Origin of the sequence: Corynebacterium sp. NML 150383, from assembly GCF_002285085.1 — a bacterium.
Lineage (GTDB): Bacteria > Actinomycetota > Actinomycetes > Mycobacteriales > Mycobacteriaceae > Corynebacterium > Corynebacterium gottingense.
The window spans coordinates 155,037-181,355 of the sequence record NZ_NSGK01000006.1; the positions used below are offsets into that span (position 1 = coordinate 155,037).

Consider the following 26,319-nt stretch of genomic DNA (forward strand, 5'->3'; position numbering starts at 1 on the left):
GCCATGGGATTGAAGCGTCCTGGGTTTAGTTCCTACCTCTGCTAAGGAAGGATTGGCACTATGCCCAGAAAGTATTCCGTCGAGTTCAAGGAGAAGGCGGTCCATCAGATCATCGGAATGGTCCGCCTGGAGTCTTGCTCACTGCAACGCGCCTACACGGAGGTCGGTGAGCTGCTTGGAGTATCCCACCACACGTTGCGGGCTTGGTACCGTGACAGCGCTTCAGTACGCGATAATTCTGACGCTTCAGGCGGCGAAACAATGGAAGAAGAGCTTGGGGCGTCTGCGCCGCGAAAACCGTGAGCTGAAACGAGCAAACGGAATCCTCAAGACTGCTTCGGCTTTTTTCGCAGCGGAACTCGACCGACCCACGACCAAATGATCTCCTACATCGACGCGTACAAAGATCAATTTGGGGCCTGGGCCATCTGCCGAGTCCTTAAACAAGCAGATCGTGGATTCATTACTTCACGCGGCTACCGGAAAGCCACCACACGTGTTCCCAGTGCAAGGGCCTTAAGCGATAGCCTGCTCATCCGAAGAGATACAGCGTGTGCATGCGGAGAATTTCTCGGTCTACGGCATCCGCAAAATGTGGCACGCGATGAACCGTGAAGGCTTTCATATTGGCCGCGATAAGACTGCCCGGTTGATGAAACTCGCAGGTGTTTCCGGCCGCCGACGTGGACGAACCCCTGTGACAACGATTAGCCCGAAGACACCGGATCATCGCCCGGACCTAGTGCAGCGAGACTTTCGTGCACAAGCGCCAGGCAGGCTTTGGGTTGCCGACATTACCTACGTTCGCACCCTGTCAGGATTCGCCTACACCGCGTTTGTCGTGGATGTCTTCAGCCGAAAAAATTGTTGGTGTCGCTACACGCTCGACAATGCGCACCGACGCGCTGACGATGGAGGCTTTGGAGCATGCGTTAACGACTGCAGGGCGAATTCATGGAAACCAGCTCATTCACCACAGCGATCGGGGCAGCCAGTATGTGTCACTGAAGTATTCCACCGCACTAGCTGAATCCGGAATCCGCCCGAGTGTCGGAACAGTCGGCGACTCCTATGACAACGCATTGGCGGAGACCGTCAACGGTCTCTACAAGGCGGAACTGATTCATGCTCAAGGTCCGTGGACGTCGGTCGGGGAAGTTGAACTGGCCACCTTGCGGTGGGTGCATTGGTGGAACACTAAGCGACTTCACGAAGCATTGGGCTACGCCACCCCACAGGAAGTAGAAACCGAGTACTATCTCACGCAGCCCGTCAGTACGGGGCCGTAAAGGAAGCGGAATTAACCCCAGGACGCTTCAGATGTTGATCGGTTTAAGAGAATCATTGGCATGGCATTCTTGATAAATTTTATTCCTAAAATAAAGGACCGGTAGATGTTTGAGGTTATTGACGCTGGATTTCAATTCACGGTGCAGAACAGGAAGGATTGGCTATTCCGGAATGTGAACTTCTCGATTGCGAATGGCGAAGTGGTAGCCCTCATGGGGCCATCTGGGTCAGGCAAGACCACTTTGCTTAATGGACTCGCTGGCATTGGGCGGTTATCCGAAGGTAAGAGCGTGCTTGATGGAATCCAGATATCGGGCCTGCCAAAACGAAAGGTGCGCAAACATCTAAGGGATTCTGTATCAATAGTTTTCCAAGACCACCTATTGATTCCGGGATTAAACCTGCTTGAGAACGCGGAGTTGTCTTGGGCCTTGTCGGGTAAGCCGAAGGGGATCTCCCCCAAAACAGTTTTAGACAGCTTGGCTATTGGAACAGAAAGGAACTCTCTGCCTGAAGAAGTCTCAGGTGGACAAGCACAGCGGGCAGCAATCGCGCGGGCCTTGGCTAGTGGCCCAAAGTTGTTATTCGCCGATGAGCCGACAGGGAGCTTGGACGAAAAGAACGCACATCGGGCTTTTGGTGAAATCAAAAATTGGTGCGGTTCACAGGGGGGACACGGTCTAATCGTTACCCATGATCCGGTCATTGCAAAGCTATGTGATCGTATTGTTCGTTTGGACGGCGGGACAATCAATGGATAATCCCAATCGCGATCAAGCAATCTCGCTTAAAGTTACAAAATCGTATTTTCGAGCGTCGTTAGGTCCCAATGTTGCAGCTGCGGTAGCTATCGGTTTTTCAATCGGCGTACTTGCAGCTGTTCTTAATACCCGAGCCGCGACTGAAGGTACGGCAGTGGGTGAGGCTGTCACGGTGAATGTGGCGACAAATGTTGCTATCTCCTGGACGATTGCTTCGATTTTCTGCATTCCGCAGATAGTGAGTCGAGCGTTTACCAAACTTGACTATTTCATCGGTTGTCTACAAATTGTGGGATGGCCGGCTCGACGGTACCTTGTCATGCTCATCGCACAGCTCCTATTCATCGAAGTCTTGGCTATCTTACTTTCTTATCCTGTAGCTGTACTCTTTCAGCGGTTAGTGATGCTGATTTCCCGTCGGGACTCTGACGATTTGTTGTACCCTGGTCAGCTTTTTGAGCCGATATCGCTGAATTCAATTTTGATGGCTACGCTCATAATCACTGTTAGCGTTATCATTGTCGGCATTATCACGTTCATTGGTTACGCCTTGAAGCAGAAGACTCAGGCATCGGGAGCGAAGCCTGTACGTGTTTCAATTGACGGGCTCAATAGGCTGCGATGGGGAGACTTGGCCGCCACGCTGCCCGTCGTCTTTCTTGTAATAGCGGTCCAGGCTGGTGCTCAAGCAGGACTTTTTGTCATTCTAGCTATGGTATCTGCCTTGTTTTGGCTATGTAACCGTTTTATTCTGCACATCGTCAGAGCGATAGAGAAAGGTACAACCCGATTGGCTGGTGTCATTCCCGGGATAGCTGTACTGGGCGCATTCTCTGCAGAGCTTCATAATATGACGAAGTCTATCGTCTTGCCGTTGTCCTACGTACTGGGCATTCCAGCTATTGTCCTTTCAGTTTCACACACAGAGGCTGACGCATTGAATCAAGTGGGTGGGGGAATCCAGAACTGGGATTTTCTTGTCATGCTTGGTTTGCCCCTGTTCTTTGTAGGAATATTGTCGATCGCATCATTTCTGATGGCTGTAGATCAGGTCACGATTACAACTGACCGACTTAATAAAGTTGGGTTTCCTGTCTCGGTGATCTATCTTGTCAGATTCGCAGGTCTACCATTTCTGTTTATGTGCGTCAGCCTCGGAATTGCAGCTATATTCGCACTGGTCAGCTCGATCATTCATGTGATAGTTCTTGGTTCGTCGATAAAATTTGCAATCGCCGGGCTGTCAATGATGGTCTCGCTATTATTAGCCGGGGCACTCTATTTATCTTTCATCCTGTTCGGGCTCTTTTACTCCCTTTGGAAGTTCCTTCACCACAAGTACATCGCTGACCACCGATCGAGGAACTAAGTGAAGCATGTTTCTCTTCGGCTGGTCGTCTGCGAGTGGCTAGAGAATGCAACCACTTCTTCAGCCGCTGCATCAGACACTCTCTTCTTCCGATGACCTTGCGTGTTGCCGGGCCGGTTTTGCTGGCTTCGCGATAAAAGTAGTCGCTTGTCCACAGTCCACGGGTTGAGTCCATTCCAGATGGAATGTGCTCGCAGTCGGTGACATAGGCCCCACGCTTATGCGAAACCTGGTGGGTTGCCACGGTTGTCCCCTGGTCAAAGACGGTTAAGACTTGCCCGGTGATGCGTACATCGACAGTGCGGCCAACAAGCTGGTGTGGGACGGAGTAGCGCACGGTTGCAACCGTGATATGGAAATCTGGGGCCACTTTCGCGCGCTTCCACTCGGTGTGTTGCCACGGGGTTGTCGGCAGGTCAGCAAGGAGATGCTGTTCGTGTGTTTCAAAGAGGTCTCTGCGGCTTGACTGCTGACTGCGAAACGGCACGGAGGTGTTGATCGCGTCGACTACGCCCACAATCTTTCCGTTGAGCTCGTCTAAGTCAACACACTGGTGGCCTTCGAGTGCGTGGATGATTTTGTGCGTGACGATTTTTACCGCAGCTTCTACATTCGCTTTGTCCTTCGGCCGACGCGCGCGTGTGGGAAGTGCTGCTGTGTTGTAGTGCTCTAAGAACTGCTGGTAGGTGTCGTTGACGTTCCGGTTCCTATCTGCAGTGCTGATCGCGTTCGACGCCGTCGACGCGTTATCGGGGACAACAACCTGGCAGACCCCGCCGAAGTAGTCAAACGCTTGACGGTGGGCATCAAGCCAGGACTGTTGCCGCTGGTCAACACATGCACAGGCAAACAGCATCCCTGAATACGGCAGCGAGGCGACGAAAATGCTGATTTTTTCACCCTGTGTGCCCGCAGGGTCGTACAGGCGCATCTTGGTCCCTGCCCAATCCACCTGCATCGTATGCCCTGGCGCATGGGTGATCCGGGCGGTAAGCCCGGCCGCATCGACATGGGAGGCAACCAGCTGGCGGAACCGGTCGTAGCTGTAGTGCCGCTGGCCCGGCTGGGCGGGGGTGGTGGTGTAGCGAGCCCACAATACTTGCAGTGTTTGCTTCGTACGCCCTGTGCGGGCTTTGACGACCGCGTCAAAGTCAATCGGGACGAATTCGCCTTGCCCGCTGGTGCGTTTATCAACGAATATCTCGTCCAGCTCGTCATTCGTCAGCGCCGCGACCTGCTGGGCAGTGGTCAGGCCAAGGGTTCGCAGCGCTTGGTTTGCTCGGGAAATCGCGCGGTGCGAGCACCCGAGCTGGTCTTCAATCTGGCGGTAAGAACGCTTCCCTAAAAGCAGCGTCATCACCGCACGGTAATCCGTCATTAGCGGACTCCTTCCAGTACGCGCCGCACCCGAGTGGTGCGGCTACCGGAAGTATCATCCCGAGCGCGCTGAGCTGCTACCGGATACTCACTGAAGCGCTACCGGATAGTCACGACACTGCTACCAAATAGCCGGTCGCAACAGATGCGGGGCAACACTCTTTTCCAACCAACTGCGTCGCAGTATGCGCCTCTACTCTCGGGTGTTTGACAAGGGGCACGAAATCGCAGCCGAAATCACACTGACAGCTGCGGTGCTCCAGGACAACTTGCTTATCTATGGTTACTCACGAGCACTATCACGAAACGCCCGCGCGGCCAGCACGTGTTTGCACGGGCCGCGGCTGTCTTTGTGCTTCGCAAACCAGAAACAGGTGCACGCAAACGCAGAGGCGTCGTCATCGAGCCTCACCGTGTATGTATTGGGTCCGGAGCACACCGCGAATTCGTCGTTGTGCCCGCCGAGAGGGGTAACTGCGTTGCCGGCCAAGAGCTCCTCGGCATGGCTAAGGCGAGTGTTGAGCTTACCTACCACATTCGGGTCAAGCGGCAGCGGGCGGTGAAAATATGCGCCCAGGCTGAGGTCGTAGCCAACCTGACCGGTTGATGCAAGGACTTGGAGTGCGTCTTCAATTCGGTCTGGGGTGAGTCCGGTTTCCGCCGCGAGGTGGGAGATGTCAATGTGGGGATCGAACGCCAGAACCGCGGAAATAAGGTCAGCATCATCGGCTGCGCGTCGGCTGCTCAGGGACATCAGTAATGAGCCCTCACCGGAAAAGCCGCGGGTCTTCATCGGGCTGAGCACGACTGTGAACCGCGCACCGGGCAGCTCAACAACCCATGCGGAAGACCTCGGCTGCGAAGAGCCGTCACGCTCCGTGCTGTATGCCGACAGTTTGGTCACATACGGCAGAATGGGGACGAGTGGTTTCAAACGTTCCGGTCCGGGCAAACACACCGCACCCTTCGACGGCCTCGATGCCAGGCGCAAGCCCCGTAAGGCTGGTGTAGCCCACGGCACGGACTTCGGTGTAGATGTCCCCGGCAGTGAGGCGATGAACTTTGTTGCCTCCGGTCCCGTAAGCTCCTGCTGCAACGTCATGGTGGAGCTCAGACGCTGCGATTCTGCAAGCCCTTTCACCCACCGCAACGGTAGGTTGACCTTTTTCTCCTCCAGGGCGTTGTCCATCGTCGTGACGTGCAGCGCGTCATCGGCAATGGTGAGGTGGAGTGGCGAGCCCGGTGTGACAGTCGCAAGCGCTTCGCGCAGCGGGGTGTTGATGTCCACGTTGGTCACGCCCGACTGGTGGGACTGTGCGTCAAGATCTGTGACATCCAAGCGGGCATAAGCGCTGCAGCAGCCGGAGAAAGATTCGAACCGCAGACCTTCTGGGGTGGAGGTGACCACCGGGTCAAGTGCGGCGACCGCCGCGGTATTCACGGGCGTGTAGAAGCGTTTTGCGGCGTAGTCTGCGACGGTAAGCACCCCGCGGGCGACGATATGCGGGTTTTCCACGAACCCGCTGAAGAAGTGCGGCTCGTCTGCGTGGAAACGCGTGCCGCCACTGGTGGCAAGCTCGAGGCCCTGGTCAGTCATGGCGGATGGGCGGGTGTACGTGTAGTGCATCTATGCCTCCTTGCGCAGCGCCGCCGCTGCCTGCGCTGCCTTTGATTTGCCGCTGAAGGCGTCAAGCCATTCGCACAGCGCAGCGTCGAGTTCTCGCGGGCCGGTGTCGAGTCGCACGTTACGGAAAAGCTCGATGAGCTTGCTGAGGTCGCGTGTCTTATGGTCCAGCTGGGGCAGGAGGTGTGCAAGGACGCCACGGACGTAGGTTGGGTTGAGCGTTGCAGCGTCGGCAAGCGAGGCCGCCCAACGGCCAAGGATGACGTTGTCTATCTGTGCCCATTCGCGCGCAGTGGTGTCCGCCTCGATGGCTTCCGGGAGCCTCGTTGCCACAAGCTCCGCAGCGATTGCGCGCATTTCGGGATCAACATTCGCCATGGCCTTGCCCAGGAACCTGGCGGTGTGCCGAGACCATGTGCCTGGGTGCCAGGTCAGTACGTCAACGATGCCGGGGTCTTGCTTCTCTGGGTGGCTCGACAACCCTCCATCAAGGTCTTCCTCCATGTCGTGGGTGTAGGCATCCACACAGCTCGGGGCGACGATTGCGCGTTCGGCCGGTAAGTGGGTTGCGCTGTACGGGCTGGAAACCAGAAACGGCAGCGCCTCCTCGCGCTTTGCGCTCCGGTCTTTCCACCCTTGTTCGGTGCGTACCCACACGCGGCTTGCGCCGCACTGGGTGCATCGGTCTTCAGGCGGAGTCCACAGGATGCAGTCACAGCCAGCTCGCACTCCCTGCACAGGCACGTAACCGATGTTGTCGTCCTGGTAGTCCACCAACCGCAAGTGAGCGAGGAGCGCATCGTCGTGCCAGATGTCATCGCGGTTTGGGTATGTGGCAAGTCGGCGGGCGAATTCCGTGTTGTCTACGCGACCGAAAGTGTCCGTCGGCGTCGAGAGCAACGTGCGCGTGGGCTGGAGCCCATGCACGATGGCAACGACTCGCAACAGCGATTCCCTACTCAGATCAGTTTTCAGCCTAAACGCGTTGGCTTCTTTCACCTCGGCAGGAGAGCAGCGGCATTGTGCCAACAGCCATCGCGCATCGGTGACAAAAGACGCGGGGCCGTCGTTCGGCAGCACCGGTTTGAGAATCTCCAACGCCCGCGGCCCGGTTTCAGCCAGCCAGGCAAGGAGTAGCGCAAAGCCCACCGCGTCGGGCGTGGCGAGCAACTCGCGGGTGCGAAACAGGGCGTCCTCGTCCGTCCACGGGGTGACAGGCTGTGCCTCAACGCGCTGCGCTAACGATGCGGAAGGCACTTCGGGGGCTGTTGTGCTGCTGAGATCTTGGGGCCCGAACAATTCGAGTGCCATAACTGGGGACAGGGTGTCACGGGCGGCGTCGATAAGCTCGGCCCTGTTCAGCGTGCGAAGGAGTGCGGCGCTGCGGCGTACGACCTCGTCCTTCGCATGGTAGAGGCCGGTTTGCGCAGCGATGGCGATCCCCGCGGCCAGGTCTTCACGCTCGGCCGAGATCTTCTCCAGCATTTTCAGCGCCGTGATGGCAGTCGCCTTTGAACCACTCAGGGCGTGGGCAGCGGCGGCAACAAACCCGTCTGCATCCAACTCCGATAGGTGAGAGAGCTGTTTGACTGCAAACGTAGTTGTAGAGCCCACGCCCGAACCCATCGCAGCGATCAGCAGGTGTTGGCGCTTCGTGGTTTCCTCCTCGCTCGGTGCGAAATCCTCGTAATGCTGGGTAAACCAGCGAACGCGGTGGGCGGGAAACCCTCGGTTCAGTGCTTTGAGCATCTCATCGAGCAACCGGTCGCGGTCCAGCATTCCTTCGCTTACCAGCGCAGCAAGCGATTTTGCCCAGCCGGGCCAGTATTTCTTCTCCATGGTGGTGAAGCTGACTTCCTGGGTGCCGCCGAGGGAAAAGAGGGGCCAAATGAGTGCTTCCCGGAGCTCGGCGTCGTGCCAGAGGAGAAAGTCGCGCTCGAAGCCGGCCTGCCCCATCAACCCAATAAAGTATGGGTCGCCGTGCTCGATCGTGTAGCCCTCAAACAGCTCGCGCAGGCGAATCTGGATGAATGTGTCACCTCTGAATTGGTTCCACCCCTCTTGCTCGGGCTGCGTTGGGTTCTCGATGAGATAATTAGGGTCGATCGGAAGGGTGCGAATCGTCTCGTAGGCTTCTTCCAAGGTCATGCCGGGGCACCACCACTTGACGGTCATCCAATGATCTTTGTCGGCTTGCTCTTTGGAGAGTTGCTCAAAGTAGTTCACGTTGCGTCCTTAAGCGGTCGAGGTTGGTGCGGCGGCAGCTTCTTGCCCGGCATCGTGACACAGATTACGTATACCTTCAATGGCTTCGCTATGTCGCACATCCTGGAGCCACAAGAGGCAGCCCACGTTGCTTGATCTCGGCGGAGTCGCCCCATTCGCCGCTGGTAGCCTTGTGCTTCATGGAAATGCTTATCGGTCGCGTAGTGAAATCCCACGGTATTCGGGGTGAGGTTGCCGTGGAGTTATTGACGGAGGAATCCGAAGACCACATTGTTGCCGGGGCAGTGCTCACAGGCCGCCAAGCTGGTAAAGAGCAGCGGCTGACAGTGAAGACGGTGCGTCCACATCAAAAGCGCCTCTTGGTTAGCTTTGAGGAGGTCCCCGACCGCACTGCCGCCGACAGCCTTCGCGGCATGAAGTTTTACGCCGAACCACTCGAGCACGACGCGGAGGAGGACGGCTACTACGACTACGAGCTCATAGGCCTCGAAGTGCGCATGGATAAGGCACGCATTGGCGAGGTCACCGGTGTCATGGACACCCCGAACCGCAAGATCCTCGAAGTGGACTACCAGGGCAGGGAAGTGCTCATTCCCTTCGTCATGGACATCGTCCCGGAGGTGGACCTGGAGCAGGGCTACCTGACTATCACCCCGCCGGAGGGGCTGCTCGATGTTTAGCACACCCCAGCTCCGCCTCGACGTCGTCACCATCTTCCCCGAATACCTGGAACCGCTGCGCCACGCGCTGTTGGGCAAGGCCATCGAGCAAGGAATCCTGCAGGTCGGCGTGCACAATCTGCGCGACTGGGGGCAGGGAAATCACAAGTCCGTGGACGCCCCGCCACTTGGCGGTGGCCCCGGCATGGTGATGAAGCCGGACGTGTGGGGCCCGGCGCTAGACGCGGTCGCCGCGGGCACCTCCAATACGGATGAGCTCACGACCGCGGCGGCGCACAGGAACGATAAGGTGCGCCACGACCAGCGAAACGACGTCGCCCCGCGGCCGTACGACGCGCGCGACGTCCGCGACGGCGAGGACCCGGACGCCCCGCTGCTGCTCGTGCCCACCCCGGCGGGTGCGCCCTTTACACAAGCGGACGCGCAGGCGTGGTCGCGCGAGCGCCACATCGTTGTCGCGTGCGGGCGCTACGAGGGGATAGACCAGCGCGTCTTTGAGGACGCGGCGCAGCGCTACCGCGTGCGAGAGGTGTCCATCGGAGACTACGTGCTCATCGGTGGCGAGGTCGCCACGCTTGTGATCGCGGAAGCGGTCACCCGGCTCATCCCGGGCGTGCTGGGCAACACCCAGAGCCACGAGGACGACAGCTTCTCCGACGGGCTGCTCGAGGCCCCCAGCTATACCAAGCCGCGCAGCTGGCGCGGGATCGATGCCCCAGAGGTGCTCTTTTCCGGCGATCACGGCAAGGTGGAGCGGTGGCGTCGGCAAGCATCGCTCGCCCGCACGCAGGCGATACGCCCGGACCTTGTCGCCCAAGCCCGCGCGCGCGACGAGCTCACCGACGAGGACACCTTTTACCTCGATTCCCGCCCAGTGATCACCGGCCTCGATGTCCTCCTCGACCCCCGCAGCTGGTCCAAGGTGCGAAAGCGTTTGCGCCGCGAGCTCGCCAAAGCCGGTTACCGCATTGACGACGCCACGCTCACCGAGCGCTCGGGCCCCGCCTGCTTCGAGCCGTCGATGCTCGAGCAGGTCTACGAGCAGGAGCACGGGCGCGCGCCCGCAGAGCCGCTGTGCCAGCTCGAGATCACCGGCCGCACCACGCTGAGCAACGCCGAGGCGACCAAGGCTGTGGTAGCCGCGCTGCCGCGGGGTACCCAGTGGGTGGGCACGACGCGGTCGCTAGACTCACACGAATGACATCTCTCGCAGCGACCATCGCGACAGAACTCAACGTACAACCATCCCAGGTCGAGGCGGCGCTGAAGCTGCTCGCCGAGGGCAACACGGTCCCGTTCATTGCCCGCTACCGCAAGGAGGCCACGGGCGGCCTCGACGACGCGCAGCTGCGCCACATCGAGGAGCGCCACACCTACCTCGTGGAGCTCGAGGAGCGCAAGCAGGCGGTCATCGAGGCGATCGAGGAGCAGGGCAAGCTCACCGACGAGCTCAAGCGCGCGATCCTCGACGCCGATACGAAGGCCCGCGTGGAGGACCTCTACCTCCCGTACAAGAAGCGCCGCAAGACCAAGGCGGATATTGCGCGCGAGGCAGGCCTTGAGGAGCTCGAGCAGTTGCTTATCGACGCTCCCACGTCCGACCCCGCAATCCTGGCCGAAAAGTTCCTCTGCGAGGGCTTCGAGGACACCAAGTCGGCGCTCGACGGGGCCCGCGCCATCCTGGTGGACAGGTTTGCTACCGACGCCGACCTGGTCGGCGAGGTCCGCGAGCGCCTCTACACCACAGGCACGATGCGCTCTGGCGTCGTGGAAGGCAAAGAAGCCGAAGGCGCTAAGTTTAAGGACTACTTCGACTTCAACGAGCCGTTCGAATCCCTGCCGTCGCACCGCATCCTGGCGCTGCTGCGCGGCGAGAACGAAGGCGTGCTCACACTGGATCTGGATGCGGGCGACGAGTCCGTCTACGAGGGCATGATCGCCGAGCGCTTCGACCTGCCGGTGAAAGACAGCGAGTGGCTGGCCAAGGCAGTGAAGTGGGGGTGGCGCACGAAACTGCAGGTCTCCGCAAACCTGGATACCCGCGTGCGTTTGAAGGAGAAAGCGGAAGAGGGTGCCCTCGAGATCTTCAAGACGAACCTGCGCGACGTGCTGCTGGCCGCCCCGGCGGGCCAGCGGTCCACCCTCGCCCTGGACCCGGGGTATCGCAACGGCGTGAAGTGCGCGGTCATCGACGGCACCGGCAAGGTCCTCGACACGACGATCGTCTACCCGCACCAGCCGCAGAACCAGTGGCAGCAGGCGGTGCAGACCCTGTCCACGCTGTGTGCGCAACACGGTGTGGAGCTCATCGCGGTGGGCAACGGTACCGCGAGCCGCGAGTCCGAAAAGCTCGCCGGCGAGGTCGCGGATCTTATCGCCCAGGCAGGCGGGCAGCGCCCGACCCCGGTCGTGGTCTCCGAGTCCGGCGCGTCCGTCTACTCTGCGAGCCCGATTGCGGCCGAGGAGTTCCCGGACACGGACGTTTCCCTGCGCTCTGCCGTCTCCATCGCGCGGCGCCTGCAGGACCCGCTCGCGGAGCTGGTGAAGGTCGACCCGAAGTCCATCGGCGTGGGCCAGTACCAGCACGACGTGAACCAGGCTGCGCTCGCCCGCACGCTGGACGCGGTGGTCGAGGACGCGGTGAACTCGGTCGGCGTGGATCTCAACACGGCATCCGCACCGCTGCTCGAGCGCGTGGCGGGGGTGAGCGCCACCATTGCGAAGAACATCGTGGCCTACCGCGACGAGCACGGCTCCTTCACCTCGCGCAAGGAGCTCGGCAAGGTGCCGCGCCTGGGCCCGAAGGCGTTCGAGCAGTCCGCTGGCTTTTTGCGCGTGCAGGGCGCCGCGAACCCCCTCGACGCGTCGGCGGTGCACCCCGAGGCGTACCCGGTGGTCGAGCGGATTGCCGCGGCGACTGGGCTGGACACCAAGGGGCTCATCGGCAACAGTGCCGTGCTGACCAAGCTCAAGCCCGCCGACTTCGCCGACGAGACCTTCGGCGTGCCCACCGTGACCGACATCATCGCCGAGCTGGATAAGCCGGGCCGCGACCCGCGCCCGGAGTTCAAGACGGCCACGTTTAAGGAAGGCGTGAACAAGGTCAGCGACTTGACCCCGGGCATGATCCTCGAGGGCACCGTGACCAACGTCGCCGCGTTTGGCGCGTTCGTTGACGTCGGGGTGCACCAGGACGGCCTGGTCCACGTCTCCGCGATGAGCAAGCAGTTCGTCTCGGACCCGCACGACGTGGTGCGCTCCGGCGAGGTGGTCAAGGTGAAGGTCATGGAGGTCGACGTTGAGCGTCAGCGCATCGGCCTGAGCTTGAGGCTTGACGACGAACCCGGGCAGGACCCCAAGCGCGGCGGCGGCAAGCCCGCCGGAAAGCCCGGCGGCAAGCAGCAGCGGGGCGGGAAGCAGCGTCGCGGTGGGAGGGGGCGCGGTGGCGTCGATAAGCGGGCCCAAGGCGGGTCGATGGCGGACGCGCTGAAGCGAGCGGGATTTGGTAAATGACCCGGGCTTATGTAAGCTTTCTCGAGTTGTTGTAGGCGACATGAACCAGCCGAGCGCCCGTTTGGGAGAAGCCGCTAGGGTCCTCTGTCCTTAAACGTAAAGGATTGCTTCATATGAGCAACGGCATTATTGATCTTGTAGACGCAGGTCAGCTGCGCGATGACATCCCGGACTTCCGCGCCGGCGACACGCTTGACGTGCACGTGAAGGTGATCGAGGGTTCGGTGACCCGTACCCAGGTCTTCACTGGCTTCGTTGTGCGTCGCCAGGGTGGCGGCATCCGCGAGACCTTCACCGTGCGTAAGGTCTCCTTCGGTATCGGCGTTGAGCGTACCTTCCCGGTGCACTCCCCGAACATCGAGAAGATCGAGGTTGTTCGCAAGGGTGACGTCCGTCGCGCGAAGCTGTACTACATGCGCGATCTGCGCGGTAAGGCAGCCCGCATTAAGGAGCGTCGCTAGTCTGCGGCACCGGCGCCCCGCTCACTGACTCGATTCGGTGGGCGGGGCGTTTTTGTATGTCCGGGGGACCGGCGCTGCTAGAGTATGCGAGGTGACGAACGTGAATGGACCAGTAAGCGGCTCAAACCCAGGCAGGGGAGAGTCGGAGTACCCGCGTGACACGACGGTGCCCTCTGTACCGGCCGGTTCCGGCGCGCGCGCCGGGGCGGAAGACCGTGTCGCTCAGGGGAAGGCGGGCAAGCCGGGGAAGTCTGGCTCGTCGGAATCCTCGGAATCTTCGGAGTCCAAGGAGATGCCGTGGTACGTGGAAATCCCCATGGTCATCGTGCTGACGCTCGTGTTCATCTTCCTCATCCAGACCTTCATCGGGCGCCTGTACGTGATCCCGTCCGGGTCGATGGAGCCCACCCTGCACGGCGAGAACGGGTCGGGGGACCGCATCTTCGTGGAGAAGCTCACCTACGCCTTTGATGACCCGGAGCCCGGCGACGTGATCGTCTTCAAGGGCACGGACTCGTGGAACACCGGGTTTGAGACCAACCGCTCCGACAACCCGGTGATCCGCGGCGTGCAGGAAGTTGGCTCGTGGGTGGGCCTCGTGCCTAAGGACGAGAACACTCTGGTCAAGCGAATCATCGCCGAGGGCGGGCAGACCGTGTCCTGCCAGGAGGGCGACCCGGCCGTCATGGTGGATGGCCAGCCGATTCAGCAGGACTACATTATGACACCCTCGTACTACCCGGTGGACCCGTCGACCGGCTCCGACGCGTGCGGGGGACAGTACTTTGGCCCGCTCGAAGTGCCGGAAGACCACTACTTCATGATGGGCGACAACCGCACGAACTCCTCCGACTCCCGCTACCACATGGGCGACGGCGAAGAGGGGACGATTCCGCGTGAGAACATCCGCGGCAAGGTCCTCGGCATCGTCTTCCCGCTGAACCGTTTCGGCGGCGTGGAGAGCCCGGACATCCAGCAGTAGGCTGGTCCGCTGTCGATGGCTCGTGTCCGCAGGCTCAAACAGCTGCGCACCTACGAGGTAGCGCTGGACAACGCCGGGCTCGGCCCGGTAGCCGGCGTGGACGAAGCAGGGCGGGGTGCCTGCTTTGGCCCGATTACGATCGCCGCGTGCGTGCTCCCGACGCGCCCGGTAAAGGAGCTCGAGGGCCTGACCGACTCGAAGCAGCTCACGGCGCGCCGCCGCGAGTTGCTCTTCGACCCCATTCGAGAGTGCAGCTTGGCGTACGGGATCGTGCATATCTCGGCTAAGGAGATTGACCACCGCGGCATCCAGGCCGCCAACCTGGACGGCGCGCGCCGCGCCGTAGCCCAACTAGAGATCCAGCCTGGCTACGTGCTCATGGACGGCTTCCGCGTGCCCGGTATGCCGGCCGCGCAACTTCCCGTGATCGGAGGGGACGCCGCGGCGCGGTGCATTGCGGCGGCGAGCATCCTGGCCAAGGTGAGTCGCGATCGGCTCATTACGCAAATGGCGCAGCAGTACCCCGGCTACGGGCTGGAGGGACACAAGGGCTACGGCACGAAGGCGCACATGGATGCGGTGCGCCGCCACGGCGCGACCCCGGAACACCGCTATAGTTATGCAAACGTCAAGCAGGCGATCGAGTGTTACGAAAAAGGGGTGCTTGCATGAGCGCTGAGGAACTGGACAACTACGAGTCTGAGGTGGAGCTGTCGCTGTACCGGGAGTACCGCGACGTAGCCAGCCAGTTCTCCTACGTGGTGGAAACGGACCGCCGTTTCTACCTGGCCAACGCGGTCGAGCTGATCCCACACACCGAGGGCAAAGACGTGTACTACGAGGTCCGCATGTCCGACTGCTGGGTGTGGGACATGTACCGTGCCGTGCGTTTCGTGCGCTACGTCCGCGTCATCACCTACAAGGACGTCAACATTGAGGAGCTGGACAAGCCCGACCTGACCTTCCCAGACCGCTAAACACCACCGTTGCTCGCTTCCCTCATCGGGGCGCGACGACCGCGAAGCAACACCTGTGGCGCAGTATCCTGCGCCACTTTTTTCGTTTGTGATGGAACCGCGGCCCCTTTTCCGGAGTCTAACTAAGTACGGGGTTTTACACCCGCACTGAAAGCAACGAACGTTCAGACACAGTAAGACACGGACTCTCAGGAGGGGCCATGCACCATCACACATCACACCACGACCCGCACCAGCGATCCGGGCCGCCGATCGGCCTGAATGACCAGTACGAGCTGGGATATGCGGGGGAGGCGGGCGCGATCGCGTGGTACGAGGAGCTGGGCTACCAGCTGCTCGCGCACCGCGCCCGCGTGAAGGCAGGTGAGATTGACGCGGTGCTTCGCGCGCAGGACGGGACCATCGTGTTCCTTGAGGTCAAAACGCGCCGCGGCACAGCGTTCGGCGCGGCGGAGTCGGTCACACCCCGCAAGCTCGCCACGATGCGGGGCTGCGCCGGGCAGTGGCTGAGCCAGCACCACCTGCCCGAGGCACGGTGGGCGCGCTTCGACGTGGTTGAGGCGGTCTTTGACGGCACCCAGCTGCACTTCCACCGCTTCGAGGGGGTCGAAGATGGCGCTTGCTAGCACCCAAACCGCGACGGTTGAGGGCGTCGTCGCCCACCCTGTCACCGTGGAGGCCAACGTCGGCCCCGGTCTACCCGGCGTCCACATGGTCGGACTTGGCGACGCCGCCGTGAAAGAATCCCGCGAGCGCATCCGCACCGCTGTAGCCAACGCCTCGCTGCCGTGGCCGCGCACCAAGATCATGGTCTCGCTCTCGCCCGCGCACCTGCCCAAAGCCGGATCGCATTTCGACCTGCCCGTCGCCCTGGCGGTACTGGGCAGTATGGACCCGCGCACCCAGCGCACCATCGGACGCACCCTCTTCCTCGGTGAGCTCGCCCTCGACGGCACCTTGCGCCGGGTCGAAGCGATCCTGCCGATGCTCCTGCAAGCACGCAGCCGCACCGACATCGACACGATCGTCGTCCCCACGGCCAACGCCGATGAGGCGGCACTCATCGCCGATCCCCGCACGTTCACCGCCGATTCGCTCACGCACGTGTGGAGCTGGCTTCTCGACGCCACGCCGCTCCACCCCGTTGCCCCCGGCACCTCAGCGCGCTCGGGGAGCGGGGCGGCTGCGCTCGACTTCGCGGACATCGCCGGCCAGGTCCTTGAGCGGCGGGCGATGGAAGTCGCCGCCGCCGGTGGCCACCACCTGATGATGGTGGGCCCGCCCGGGTCCGGGAAGTCGATGCTGGCGGAGCGGCTGCCGTCGATTATGCCCCCGCTCACCGACGCCGAACGGATCGAATGCACGGCGCTGCACCAGGCCGCGGGTATCGCCAAAGGCGCGCTTGTGCAGGAGCGGCCGTTTATCGCGCCGCACCCGTCGTTGACCAAGGCGGCGTTGCTGGGCGGCGGGGCGCACATCCCGCTGCCGGGAGCGGTGAGCCAGGCTCACCGCGGCGTGCTTTTCCTCGACGAAGCCTCCGAGATCCCCGCCCGCGTTCTGGACGCGCTGCGCATTCCGCTGGAGCAGCGGGAGGTGCAGCTCCAGCGCGGGCGCCGGACCGTGCGGTACCCGGCCGCTTTCCAGCTGATCCTGGCTGCGAACCCGTGCCCCTGCGGCGGGGAGGCAACGCAGTGCCGCTGCACACCGGGGGAGCGGGCGCGGCACCTCGCCAACATCTCCGGCCCGCTGCGCGACAGGCTGGACCTGTACGTGCGCACGACAGCGCAATCGGCGGTGCTCAGCCCGGAGGACGCCGAGCCGTCCGCCGTTATCGCCGACCGCGTCGCCGCGGCGCGGGAACGCGCAGCCAGCCGCTGGGCTCAGGCTGGGGTCGGTGGGGAGGAGGCCGCGACCAATGGCGCGGTGGCGTCGACACTGATCCGGAGGCACTACCCGGCCGATGAGACCGGCATGATCTTCCTCTCCAACAAACTCGGGCACGGCGAGCTGACGCAGCGTGGCGTGGACAAGGTGCTCAAGCTGGCGTGGACGCTCGCCGACCTCGAGGCTGCCGACACCCCTGACATCGACCACGTCGCGCGGGCGGCGGAGATGCACGCGCCCGCGCCAGAGGAGGAGGCAGCATGACACCCAGCAACCTTGAGTCCTGGGCCTACCTCTCCCGAGTAATTGAGGGCCCCTCCCGCCACCTCCAGGAGATGCTGCGCGCCGGCCGCGATGCCGACGAGATCGCCCGCGGCATCCGCACCCGGGCGAGCTGGCTCGGCCCACTGGCTGGCACGACGGAGCGCCGGTACGACTGGGACCGCCCGGTCGCGGACCTGGAGACAGCGCACGAGCACGGCTACCGCTTGCTCACCCCGGAACACGCGGGGTGGCCGAGCGAGCGCATCGAGGAGTCCTTTGTCGCGGGGGCATTGCACAGCCGGGAAAACATGGACTTCGCCATCGCAGACGGGTCGGCCCCGCACGCTCTGTGGGTGCGCGGTGCGACCGACCTGGCGGCGCTGGTCGCGCAGTCGGTGGCCTTTGTGGGCACGCGAGCGTCGAGTAGCTATGGGCATCAAGCCACGCAAGACCTCGTGGGCTCGGTGGCCAAGCAGCGCTACACCGTTGTCTCTGGCGGGGCGATCGGCATCGACACGGTGGCGCACGAGACCGCGCTCGCGGCGGGCGCGCCGACCATCGCGGTGGCTGCCTGCGGGCCCGGGGTGGTGTACCCGAAGCGCAACGAAAAGCTCTTCCGGCGCATCGTCGCCGCGGGAGGCGCGCTGGTGACGGAATACCCGCCGGGCGTGACGCCGGATCGGCACCGCTTTCTCACGCGCAACCGGCTCGTCGCCGGACTGACGCAGGGCAGCGTGGTGGTCGAGGCGGCGTTTCGCTCCGGCGCGCTGAACACGCTGAAGTGGGCGCGCTACTACAACCGGCAGGCAATGGCGGTGCCGGGGTCAATACTCGGGCCCAACTCGCTCGGCACTAACCTGGCCATCCGCGCCGGGAACGCCACGATGGTGCTCAGCGGAGACCAGATCCACGAGCAGTGCGGTCACATTGGCCAGATTGACGCGGAGGGGCAGCTGGAGATGCAGTTTCAGGCAGACCCGATCCAGCAGCTCAGCCACAACGAACTCCGCGTGTTTGATGCCACCCCGCCCGCCGCCTCAGCGGGGCGCGACGCCGAGCGTATCGCCGCCGACGCCGGGTTGAGCACGGGTCTCACCGTCCACCTCCTCATGGAACTCGAGCGACGCGGCCTGGTCCAGCGTGAGCGCAGGCAGTGGTCCCGCGCGGTGCGCAGCAAGGAGAGTGCGTAAACTCCTGGGGCATGAGTGACTTCAGTGCCGAGTCGCAATTCCTTGCCGCCGTCGCGGACTTTGCCGACTACGCCCGCGACGTGCGCAACCGCTCCAGCAACACCGTGAAGGCCTACGAGGCGGACCTGCGCAGCCTGTCCAGCTACGTCACCACCTTGGACGAATTCACACTGGACACGTTGCGCACCTGGCTTGCCGACGCCTCCCGCGCCGGCAAAGCACGCTCCACTCTCGCCCGACGCACCGCCACCGCCCGCAGCTTCTCCACGTGGGCGACCAAACAGGGGTTGCTTCCCCGCGACGTCGCGGCACGCCTGGTCACCTCCCAATCCCAGCGGCCCCTGCCCACAGTGGTGAGCGCCACGCGCGCTGGGGACCTTGTCGAGGCCGACACAACCGACGACGCGCACCCCGCCGAGGCGCTCCGTGACCACGCCATGCTCGAATTGCTCTACGCCACCGGCATCCGCGTCGGCGAACTCACCGGCTTGAACACTGGGGACGTCGACTTCGCCCGGCAGACGGCAAAGGTTACCGGTAAGGGCAACAAGCAGCGCACCGTGCCCTTTGGTGAGCGGGCCAGCCTGGCCGTGCAGGACTGGCTCGAGCAGGGCCGCGAAGAGCTCGCCGCCGACACCGACGCGCTCTTCGTGGGAAGCCGCGGCGGGCGGATTGACCAGCGTCAGGTCCGGCGCATCGTCGAGCGGGCTGCCGAGCGCGCCGGGATCGCGGACGTCTCACCCCACACGCTTCGCCACACCGCGGCCACCCACATCCTGGAGGGCGGCGCGGACCTGCGTGTGGTGCAGGAGATGTTGGGGCACTCTAGCCTGCAGACCACGCAGATCTACACCCACGTCTCCGCCCAACGGCTGCGCAAGGTCTACGAGCAGGCGCATCCACGGGCGTAGGGGGTTGGTTTAGGGGACGGGTTTGAGCCGGATCAACGGGGCCGAGAGGAGCGAAAGCGGGTCGATGTAGCGCTCCTTACCCACGATCGCGCCCCAATGCAGGCCGTCGTGCCGGTTGGGCGCGTTGGCGGGGGAGTAGGCGAGCGCGCCGATGATGTCGCCCTCGCCGACGGGGTCCCCCTTGCGTAGCTCGGTGCGTACGGGTTGGTAGGTTGTGCGGATTCCATCCGCGTGGGCGATGGAGACGACAGGTGTGCCGGCAATCGTGCCCACGTAGTGGACGGTGCCGTCGCTGGCGGCAAGGACGGGGTCGCCGGGGCGGGCGGCAAGGTCGACGCCGCGGTGGCCGGGTTGCCAGTTCTTCTCCGGGATGTCCGCGGGGCGGGTCACACGGGAAGCGTGCGCGGTGCCGGTGGTGGGGTCCACCCACGCGAGGGCCGGCGGGCAGGAGATGAGGAGCGTGATGGTAGCGAGGATGAGGGCGGTGAGGGGTGGGCGCGGCGTCGTGAAGCGATACATGCCTCAGTTACACCACAACAAACGGTGCAAAGAAACCCTAAACGAAAAATCTGTGGATAGGTGCTGGGGGTTATCCACAACCGCGCAGCGCAATTATGATTTTGGGCCTGAGGTGCGTATACTCACTCGGGCAGTCCGCGCCTTGCGTGAGGCTGACTCCGCGCGCCGACAAACGCCAGCCGAGCAACGGTCCCTTGAAAGGGCGCGAGGCGGGCACGGTGCCAGGGTGTGGGATAAAAACCCGCACGTTTGACCAGTATTAACCGAACTATTTTCTCCAAAGGAGACATTCCCATGGCAGTCGTAACCATGCGCGAACTCCTCGACGCAGGTGTGCACTTTGGCCACCAGACGCGTCGTTGGAACCCGAAGATGCGTCGCTTCATCTTCACCGATCGCAACGGCATCTACGTTATCGACCTGCAGCAGACGCTGACCTACATCGACGAGGCATACGAGTTTGTCAAGGAGACCGTTGCGCACGGCGGCACCCTCCTGTTCGTCGGTACCAAGAAGCAGGCACAGGAGCCGATCCAGGAAGAGGCAGAGCGCGTCGGCATGCCGTACGTGACCCACCGCTGGCTCGGTGGCATGCTCACCAACTTCCAGACCGTGTCCAAGCGAATCGCCCGCATGAAGGAACTGCAGGCGATGGACGCAGCCGAGGACGGCTACGCCGGCCGCGGTAAGAAGGAAATCCTCATGCTCACCCGCGAGCGCACCAAGCTTGAGCGCGTCCTCGGCGGCATCTCTGAGATGACCAAGACGCCGTCCGCGCTGTGGATTGTGGATACCAACAAGGAGCACATCGCCGTCAACGAGGCGCAGAAACTGCGCATCCCCGTTGTCGCTGTGCTGGACACCAACTGTGATCCGGACCTGGTTGACTTCCCGATCCCGGGCAACGACGACGCCATCGGCGCCGTGAAGCTGCTCACCCACATCGTGGGCGAGGCAGTCGTGGCCGGTAAGCAGCAGCGCGAGGAGCGCCAGCTGGCAGCCGCCCGCGACGCAGCAGGCGACAATGACGCCAAGCTGCAGGCCGAGGCATCCGAGGCTGCTGCGAACGCAGCGTCCTCCGACGATGTCTCCGCTGCCGACGCGGCCAAGGCCGCCGCTGCCGCCGAGGCAGCAACGCCGCAGGAGGTCGCACCGGTTGAGCAGCCGCACGCAGTGCGCGCCGCTGAGCAGGCAGCCGAGGCTGAGAAGGCCGAGAAGGCTGAGCAGGAGGAGAACTCCGAGAAGGAGTCCTAAGCCGAATCGGCAACCCCCTGACACATGCACCCCGCGTCTTCGGTTCACGTCCGCCCCACTTCACTGGGCCGGGACGCGAGCGAAGCGCGGGGTGTAGTGCATCCAAGGGCTGCTAGCATTTCCTAGCGTGCCGACTCACGCAAAGTCGGCTACCCTTTACACGATTACTTATCACAGCCAATTTTGGTTGCTTGTGGGCGCGTGGGCGCCGATAAGCTGCCCAAAATTGCACAAACCTTACGAGGAGGATCGCCCCAACATGGCGAACTACACTGCAGCAGACGTGAAGAAGCTCCGCGAGATCACCGGCTCCGGCATGATGGACTGCAAGAAGGCACTCCAGGAGACCGACGGCGACTTTGAGAAGGCCGTTGAGAACCTGCGCATTAAGGGCGCAAAGGACGTGGGCAAGCGCGCTGAGCGCAACGCCCTCGAGGGCCTCGTTGCAGTTTCCGGCAACACCATCGTGGAGATTAACGCAGAGACCGACTTCGTGGCCAAGAACCAGGAGTTCAAGGACCTCGCCGCTAAGATCGCCGACGCCGCTGCCGCTGTGAAGGCGAACTCCCAGGAGGAGCTGGCAAACGCTGACGTCGACGGCCAGACCGCGCACGAGGCGCTGCAGGTCCTGTCCGCAAAAATCGGAGAGAAGCTCGAGCTGCGCCGCGCCGCAACCGTCGAGGGCGACAACGTTGCGAAGTACCTGCACCAGCGCTCCGCGGACCTGCCGCCGGCCGTGGGCGTGCTCGTTGCCTACACCGGTGACAACGAGGAGGCCGCTCACCAGGTCGCTCTGCAGATCGCCGCGATGAAGGCTCGCTTCCTCAAGCAGGAGGACATCCCGGCCGAGGTCGTGGAGAAGGAGCGCGCGGTGCAGGAGGAGATCACCCGCAACGAGGGCAAGCCCGAGGCTGCCATCGAGAAGATCGTCCAGGGCCGCATGGGCGGCTTCTACAAGGACGTCGTGCTGCTGGACCAGCCGTCCCTCGCAGACTCCAAGAAGACCGTGAAGCAGTTCACGGAGGAGAGCGGCATCGAGATCACCGACTTCGTGCGCTTCGAGGTCGGCCAGGCGTAAGCAATCTGCTTATCGACGATGCCGTGAGCCCCGTCGAGCCTATTCCGCTCTAGCGCCCTGCCCCCGGGAAACCGGGGCGGGGCGCTTTCGCGTTCTTTGCAGTGCATTTACCTGGTTGCGGGGGAACTGGTTAGAATCGGGTGCGAATACGCAAGCTTTCGATTCACCACCCGGCATTTGTGCATAAGGAGTGTCACACCGTGACTGATTTCGCCCTCAACCGCAACGGATTCAAACGCGTCATGCTCAAGCTTGGTGGTGAGATGTTCGGCGGCGGCAAGGTCGGCATCGACCCGGACGTGGTGGACAGCGTCGCCTCCCAGATCGCTGAGGTGGCCAAGGCGGGTACCGAGGTCGCCGTGGTCATTGGCGGCGGCAACTTCTTCCGCGGAGCGGAGCTGCAGAAGCGCGGCCTGGACCGTGCGCGTTCTGACTACATGGGCATGCTCGGCACCGTCATGAACTGCCTGGCCCTGCAGGACTTCTTGCAGCAGAAGGGCGTGGACTGCCGCGTGCAGACCTCCATCAACATGGCGCAGATCGCTGAGCCGTACCTGCCGCTGCGCGCCGCCCGCCACCTGGAGAAGGGCCGCGTGGTCATCTTTGGCGCCGGCATGGGCATGCCGTACTTCTCCACCGACACCACCGCTGCGCAGCGCGCGCTGGAGATCGGGTGTGAGGTCCTGCTGATGGCCAAGGGTGTCGACGGCGTCTACGACGATGACCCGCGCACCAACCCGGACGCCAACCTGCTCACTGAGATCTCGCCGCGCGAGGTGCTTGAGCAGGGCCTCAAGGTGGCGGATGCCACCGCGTTCTCCCTCTGCATGGACAACAACATGCCGATCCTGGTGTTTAACCTGCTCAAGGAGGGCAACATCGCCCGCGCCGTTGCCGGTGAGCAGATTGGGACCTTGGTGGCCTAGGCGTCTTCTCGGTTTGGGAGTGTGCCCCGGCGGTGTTGACCGCCGGGGCTTCCTTGTTACCAAGGCGTGTGACAGATTTCCGCAGAAACGATTTACCCAGACCGTCCCACCTGGGGAATTGTCGGCCAGGGCTCGGCGGCCGGGGAAATTTTACGCACTCTCGTCATGTGCGCGCCGCCCCAGGATCACCACTTACCCCTCGCGCCCCAGGAGCCCGTCCACCTGCCAGGCGAGGTTGAGCAGCTCCGTCGCGTTGACGGCGGGGCGCGCCGCGCTCCCGAGTACACCCAGGTGGATGCCTCCGATCGCGATCGCGGCGCTGCCGGTGACGTTGAACACCGAGCACCACGGCGACCAGACCGTCTGCTGGTAGAAGCTCTCCTCGGGAGACAAGGACGGGAAGTACCCCAATCGCGGCGGGTCGAAGGCCAGGGTGGGAGAGAGGACTACGTCGACGTCCCACTGCTGGGCAAGCAGATGCGGGAGCACGTCCAGGTGCTCGCGGACGCCGCGCATCTGGGCGCGGGTGACGCGCGCCCCCTCCTGTGTGAGCCACTGGAGGTACTCGCTGTCCAGCGGGTCAACGCTGGTGAAGGAGCGCTTAATGCGGCGGGAGAAGTGCGCGAAGGTGTCGCCCGCCTGGGCGTAGGCGCGCAACGGGACGACGTCGTGGTGGAGGGAGAGCGCCCCCGCCAGCTGGTCCACCGCGTCCGCGCGGGTGGGTGAGAGATGGGAGGGGGCGAGGAGGGCGTCGAGAAGCACCCCGACCCGCAAGCGTCGCGGATGCGTGGGGCGCATGCCGTAGATGGTGCATTGGTCGGCGACGGTGTGGGTAAGGAAGCCGTGCGCCGCGACGCGGGGCGAGGCGGGCTTGAAGCCGACGATGTCGCACGCCGCGGCGGGCACACGCAGCGAACCGCCCGCGTCCGTTCCGTGCGCCGCGCGGACTTGGCCCTCCGCCACCGCAACCGCGGCACCGGTGGAGGAGCCGCCAGGGGTGCGGCCGGGGAACGCTGGGGACTCGAGCACCGGGACGCCGGGGCGCTCGGCGTAACAGGTGGCGCCCAGCTCGGAGGTGAGTGTTTTGCCGGGGATGGTCGCGCCGGCGTCGAGAAGCATGGGCACGATGGCGTCCGTGCGGCGCGCCACGTAGCTGCGGGCGGGGTTGCCGTTGGTGGTGGGCCAGCCGGCGACGTCAACGGAGTCCTTTACCGGGATGTCCCAGCCCGCGAGTCTGGTGCGGGACGGAGCGGCAGCGGCGTCGACGGGCGGGGGCGCCAGGGGAGCGCGGAAGGAGAACGCCGATTGCTGCATGGCAACAGTGTAGGCGGGGCGAGCGCTGGTAGATTAGTGGGGAACGTTAACGAGCAAAAGGTAGGTAAACCATGATTGATGATGTCCTGTTGGACGCAGAAGAGCGCATGACTTCCTCGGTGGAGCACACCCGCGAGGAGCTGGTCACCATCCGTACCGGCCGCGCCAACCCCGCAATGTTCAACGGCGTCATGGCGGAGTTCTACGGTGCGCCGACCCCGATCAACCAGATGGCCACCATCTCCGTGCCGGAGCCGCGCATGCTGCTGATCAAGCCCTATGACATGTCCACCCTCCAGGAGATTGAGAACGCGATCCGCAACTCCGACCTGGGTGTAAACCCGACCGATGACGGCCAGGTCATCCGCGTCACGGTGCCGCAGCTCACCGAGGAGCGCCGCAAGGACTTGGTCAAGCACGCGAAGCAGAAGGGCGAGGAAGGCAAGATTGCCATCCGCAACGTCCGCCGCCAGGGCATGGACCAGCTGAAGAAGATCCAGAAGGACGGCGACGCCGGCGAGGACGAGGTCAAGACCGCCGAGCAGTCCCTGGACAAGACCACACAGGGCTACGTCGCGCAGATTGACGAGCTAGTGCAGCGCAAGGAAGACGAGCTGATGGAGGTCTAACCTCCCGCACAGTCGCGCAACTATCCGCCAACTGAGGCCCGCCGTGGACATCGCGCCGTGGTGCCGGCCGAGACCGAAGCGAGGAGCCAGTGCAACCACACCGCAACGAGCAGAGCGATCTTGACAACCGGAGGGTTGCGGAGAGGTCCAGGTGGCCGTCGTTAAGGCTCAAGGCGCCCACGCCGAAGAACAATGCGGGGCGCGACCTGACCGCTGCGATCACGACGGCGGTGGTGCTCGGCTCGCTGGTAATCGGTGCGCTGTTGGTGGGCCCGTTGGCCTGGTACCCGCTTGTTGCCGTGGCGGTGGCGCTGGCCATGTGGGAAGTGCTCACGCGCCTGCGCGAAGCCGGGTACCAGCAGCCGCGCACGCTCCTGGTCATCCTGGGGCAGATCATGCTGTGGGCCTCTGCCACGTACGAGACGGCCGGCCTGGTCACGGGGTTCGCGTTCACGGTCCTCTTCCTCATGTTCTACCGGCTGTTCCCCAACGGCCGCCACGCCAAGCCCGAGAACTACCTGCGCGATACCGGTGTGGGCATCTTCGTCCTCGTATGGATCCCGCTCTTCGGGAGTTTCGCCGCGATGATCTCGCTTATCGACGAAGGCGCCCTCCCCGCCAGCCGCTTCATCGCCGCATTCATGCTCTGCGTCGTGGCCAACGACGTCGGCGGCTACGCCGCGGGCGTCATGTTCGGCTCGCACCCGATGGCGCCCGCGATCAGCCCGAACAAGTCGTGGGAGGGCTTCGCCGGCTCCGTGGTGTTTGGCGTGATCACCGGCATGGCGGTGGTGCACTTCCTCATCCAGGGGCCCTGGTGGATGGGCGTGGTGTGGGGCGTTGCGCTCGTCCTCTGCGCCACCATGGGCGACCTCGTGGAGAGCCAGTTCAAGCGCGAGCTGGGAATCAAGGACATGTCGAACTTGCTTCCTGGACACGGCGGGCTGATGGACCGCCTGGACGGCATGCTGCCGGCTGCCAGCGCGACCTACATGCTGCTCAACGCCGCGGCGATCATGAACCCCCTGTAGCAGCCCTGGCAGCGAACGGGCCGCGGAGATTAGTCAAGACGCGGGTTACGTGCCAAAAT

The 26,319-nt window shown here is 63.2% G+C and carries 23 protein-coding genes and 1 pseudogene; 19 read left to right on the top strand and 5 right to left on the bottom strand.

All coding sequences use genetic code 11. The annotated features are described in order from the left end of the window. The first annotated feature begins 60 nt into the window (after positions 1-60). The 3 genes and pseudogenes from CKJ85_RS11885 to CKJ85_RS07805 all read left to right on the top strand — a co-directional run bounded on the left by CKJ85_RS11885 (position 61) and on the right by CKJ85_RS07805 (position 3,420). A pseudogene (locus CKJ85_RS11885) lies at positions 61-1,289 on the top strand (IS3 family transposase). Between the two features lie 105 nt (positions 1,290-1,394). Further along, positions 1,395-2,051 carry an ABC transporter ATP-binding protein gene (locus tag CKJ85_RS07800; protein ID WP_049157198.1) on the top strand — a complete coding sequence of 219 codons (657 nt, stop codon included), beginning with the start codon at positions 1,395-1,397 and terminating at the stop codon, positions 2,049-2,051. After that, positions 1,984-3,420 (top strand): hypothetical protein, encoded by a 1,437-nt coding sequence (locus CKJ85_RS07805; RefSeq protein ID WP_143340182.1) that lies wholly within the window; start codon positions 1,984-1,986, stop codon positions 3,418-3,420. The genes CKJ85_RS07800 and CKJ85_RS07805 overlap by 68 nt, the downstream gene beginning before the upstream one ends. On the opposite strand, the gene istA is transcribed toward CKJ85_RS07805, so the two are convergent. From istA to CKJ85_RS07820, 3 genes are all read right to left on the bottom strand, one after another. Then, positions 3,341-4,798, bottom strand: coding sequence for an IS21 family transposase (gene istA, locus CKJ85_RS07810; RefSeq protein WP_233126999.1), 1,458 nt, complete (start codon positions 4,796-4,798; stop codon positions 3,341-3,343). The two genes, CKJ85_RS07805 and istA, sit on opposite strands and share 80 nt — an antisense overlap. Before the next feature lie 282 nt (positions 4,799-5,080). After that, positions 5,081-6,424, bottom strand: a complete 1,344-nt coding sequence (locus tag CKJ85_RS07815) for an SWIM zinc finger family protein (RefSeq protein ID WP_095553963.1) — start codon at positions 6,422-6,424, stop codon at positions 5,081-5,083. Further along, a complete protein-coding gene (locus tag CKJ85_RS07820) occupies positions 6,425-8,647 on the bottom strand; it encodes a DUF6493 family protein (protein ID WP_143340183.1) in 2,223 nt (740 codons plus the stop codon). It lies immediately after the preceding gene. Positions 8,648-8,826: 179 nt separating this feature from the next. On the opposite strand from CKJ85_RS07820, the gene rimM reads away from it, so the two are divergent. The 11 genes from rimM (at position 8,827) to xerA (ending at position 19,509) form a co-directional block, all read left to right on the top strand. Further along, entirely contained in the window at positions 8,827-9,327 is a 501-nt protein-coding gene (gene rimM, locus CKJ85_RS07830) for a ribosome maturation factor RimM (protein ID WP_095553993.1), read from the top strand. Next, the gene (trmD, locus tag CKJ85_RS07835; RefSeq protein WP_095553966.1) at positions 9,320-10,528 is read left to right on the top strand and encodes a tRNA (guanosine(37)-N1)-methyltransferase TrmD; all 1,209 of its coding nucleotides are present in this window, start codon (positions 9,320-9,322) and stop codon (positions 10,526-10,528) included. The genes rimM and trmD overlap by 8 nt, the downstream gene beginning before the upstream one ends. Beyond that, positions 10,525-12,840 carry a Tex family protein gene (locus tag CKJ85_RS07840; RefSeq protein WP_095553967.1) on the top strand — a complete coding sequence of 772 codons (2,316 nt, stop codon included), beginning with the start codon at positions 10,525-10,527 and terminating at the stop codon, positions 12,838-12,840. The genes trmD and CKJ85_RS07840 overlap by 4 nt, the downstream gene beginning before the upstream one ends. 113 nt (positions 12,841-12,953) lie before the next feature. Then, positions 12,954-13,301, top strand: a complete 348-nt coding sequence (gene rplS, locus CKJ85_RS07845; protein WP_095277476.1) for a 50S ribosomal protein L19 — start codon at positions 12,954-12,956, stop codon at positions 13,299-13,301. 292 nt (positions 13,302-13,593) lie between these two features. Next, a complete protein-coding gene (lepB, locus tag CKJ85_RS07850) occupies positions 13,594-14,283 on the top strand; it encodes a signal peptidase I (protein ID WP_095277473.1) in 690 nt (229 codons plus the stop codon). Positions 14,284-14,298: 15 nt separating this feature from the next. Further along, complete coding sequence (locus CKJ85_RS07855) at positions 14,299-14,955, top strand: ribonuclease HII (RefSeq protein ID WP_095553968.1); 657 nt, start codon at positions 14,299-14,301, stop codon at positions 14,953-14,955. After that, on the top strand, positions 14,952-15,260 hold the full coding sequence (locus CKJ85_RS07860) for a DUF2469 domain-containing protein (RefSeq protein ID WP_095277469.1): 309 nt from the start codon (positions 14,952-14,954) through the stop codon (positions 15,258-15,260). Before CKJ85_RS07855 ends, CKJ85_RS07860 begins: the two co-directional genes overlap by 4 nt. A 200-nt stretch (positions 15,261-15,460) precedes the next feature. Then, positions 15,461-15,886 carry a YraN family protein gene (locus tag CKJ85_RS07865; RefSeq protein WP_095553969.1) on the top strand — a complete coding sequence of 142 codons (426 nt, stop codon included), beginning with the start codon at positions 15,461-15,463 and terminating at the stop codon, positions 15,884-15,886. Beyond that, positions 15,873-17,408: a YifB family Mg chelatase-like AAA ATPase gene (locus CKJ85_RS07870; RefSeq protein ID WP_095534814.1), complete on the top strand. Its 1,536-nt coding sequence runs from the start codon at positions 15,873-15,875 to the stop codon at positions 17,406-17,408. Before CKJ85_RS07865 ends, CKJ85_RS07870 begins: the two co-directional genes overlap by 14 nt. Beyond that, entirely contained in the window at positions 17,405-18,598 is a 1,194-nt protein-coding gene (locus tag CKJ85_RS07875; protein ID WP_095553970.1) for a DNA-processing protein DprA, read from the top strand. The genes CKJ85_RS07870 and CKJ85_RS07875 overlap by 4 nt, the downstream gene beginning before the upstream one ends. An 11-nt stretch (positions 18,599-18,609) precedes the next feature. Then, on the top strand, positions 18,610-19,509 hold the full coding sequence (gene xerA / locus CKJ85_RS07880; protein ID WP_095553971.1) for a site-specific tyrosine recombinase/integron integrase: 900 nt from the start codon (positions 18,610-18,612) through the stop codon (positions 19,507-19,509). Positions 19,510-19,518: 9 nt separating this feature from the next. On the opposite strand, the gene CKJ85_RS07885 is transcribed toward xerA, so the two are convergent. After that, positions 19,519-20,028 (bottom strand): M23 family metallopeptidase, encoded by a 510-nt coding sequence (locus CKJ85_RS07885; protein WP_095553972.1) that lies wholly within the window; start codon positions 20,026-20,028, stop codon positions 19,519-19,521. 294 nt (positions 20,029-20,322) lie between these two features. Here CKJ85_RS07885 and rpsB point away from each other — a divergent pair, with 294 nt between their 5' ends. The 3 genes from rpsB to pyrH all read left to right on the top strand — a co-directional run bounded on the left by rpsB (position 20,323) and on the right by pyrH (position 23,286). Further along, positions 20,323-21,282: a 30S ribosomal protein S2 gene (gene rpsB, locus CKJ85_RS07890; protein WP_095534810.1), complete on the top strand. Its 960-nt coding sequence runs from the start codon at positions 20,323-20,325 to the stop codon at positions 21,280-21,282. A 259-nt stretch (positions 21,283-21,541) separates the two neighbouring features. Then, entirely contained in the window at positions 21,542-22,360 is an 819-nt protein-coding gene (gene tsf / locus CKJ85_RS07895; protein WP_095536760.1) for a translation elongation factor Ts, read from the top strand. Between the two features lie 242 nt (positions 22,361-22,602). Continuing rightward, positions 22,603-23,286: a UMP kinase gene (gene pyrH / locus CKJ85_RS07900; protein WP_222428211.1), complete on the top strand. Its 684-nt coding sequence runs from the start codon at positions 22,603-22,605 to the stop codon at positions 23,284-23,286. 192 nt (positions 23,287-23,478) lie between these two features. Here pyrH and CKJ85_RS07905 read toward each other — a convergent pair whose 3' ends face one another. Continuing rightward, positions 23,479-24,600 carry an amidase gene (locus CKJ85_RS07905; RefSeq protein ID WP_095553973.1) on the bottom strand — a complete coding sequence of 374 codons (1,122 nt, stop codon included), beginning with the start codon at positions 24,598-24,600 and terminating at the stop codon, positions 23,479-23,481. A gap of 71 nt (positions 24,601-24,671) precedes the next feature. On the opposite strand from CKJ85_RS07905, the gene frr reads away from it, so the two are divergent. Further along, complete coding sequence (frr, locus tag CKJ85_RS07910) at positions 24,672-25,229, top strand: ribosome recycling factor (RefSeq protein WP_095277445.1); 558 nt, start codon at positions 24,672-24,674, stop codon at positions 25,227-25,229. A 206-nt stretch (positions 25,230-25,435) separates the two neighbouring features. Further along, positions 25,436-26,260: a phosphatidate cytidylyltransferase gene (locus tag CKJ85_RS07915; protein ID WP_233127001.1), complete on the top strand. Its 825-nt coding sequence runs from the start codon at positions 25,436-25,438 to the stop codon at positions 26,258-26,260. Positions 26,261-26,319 lie beyond the last annotated feature (59 nt).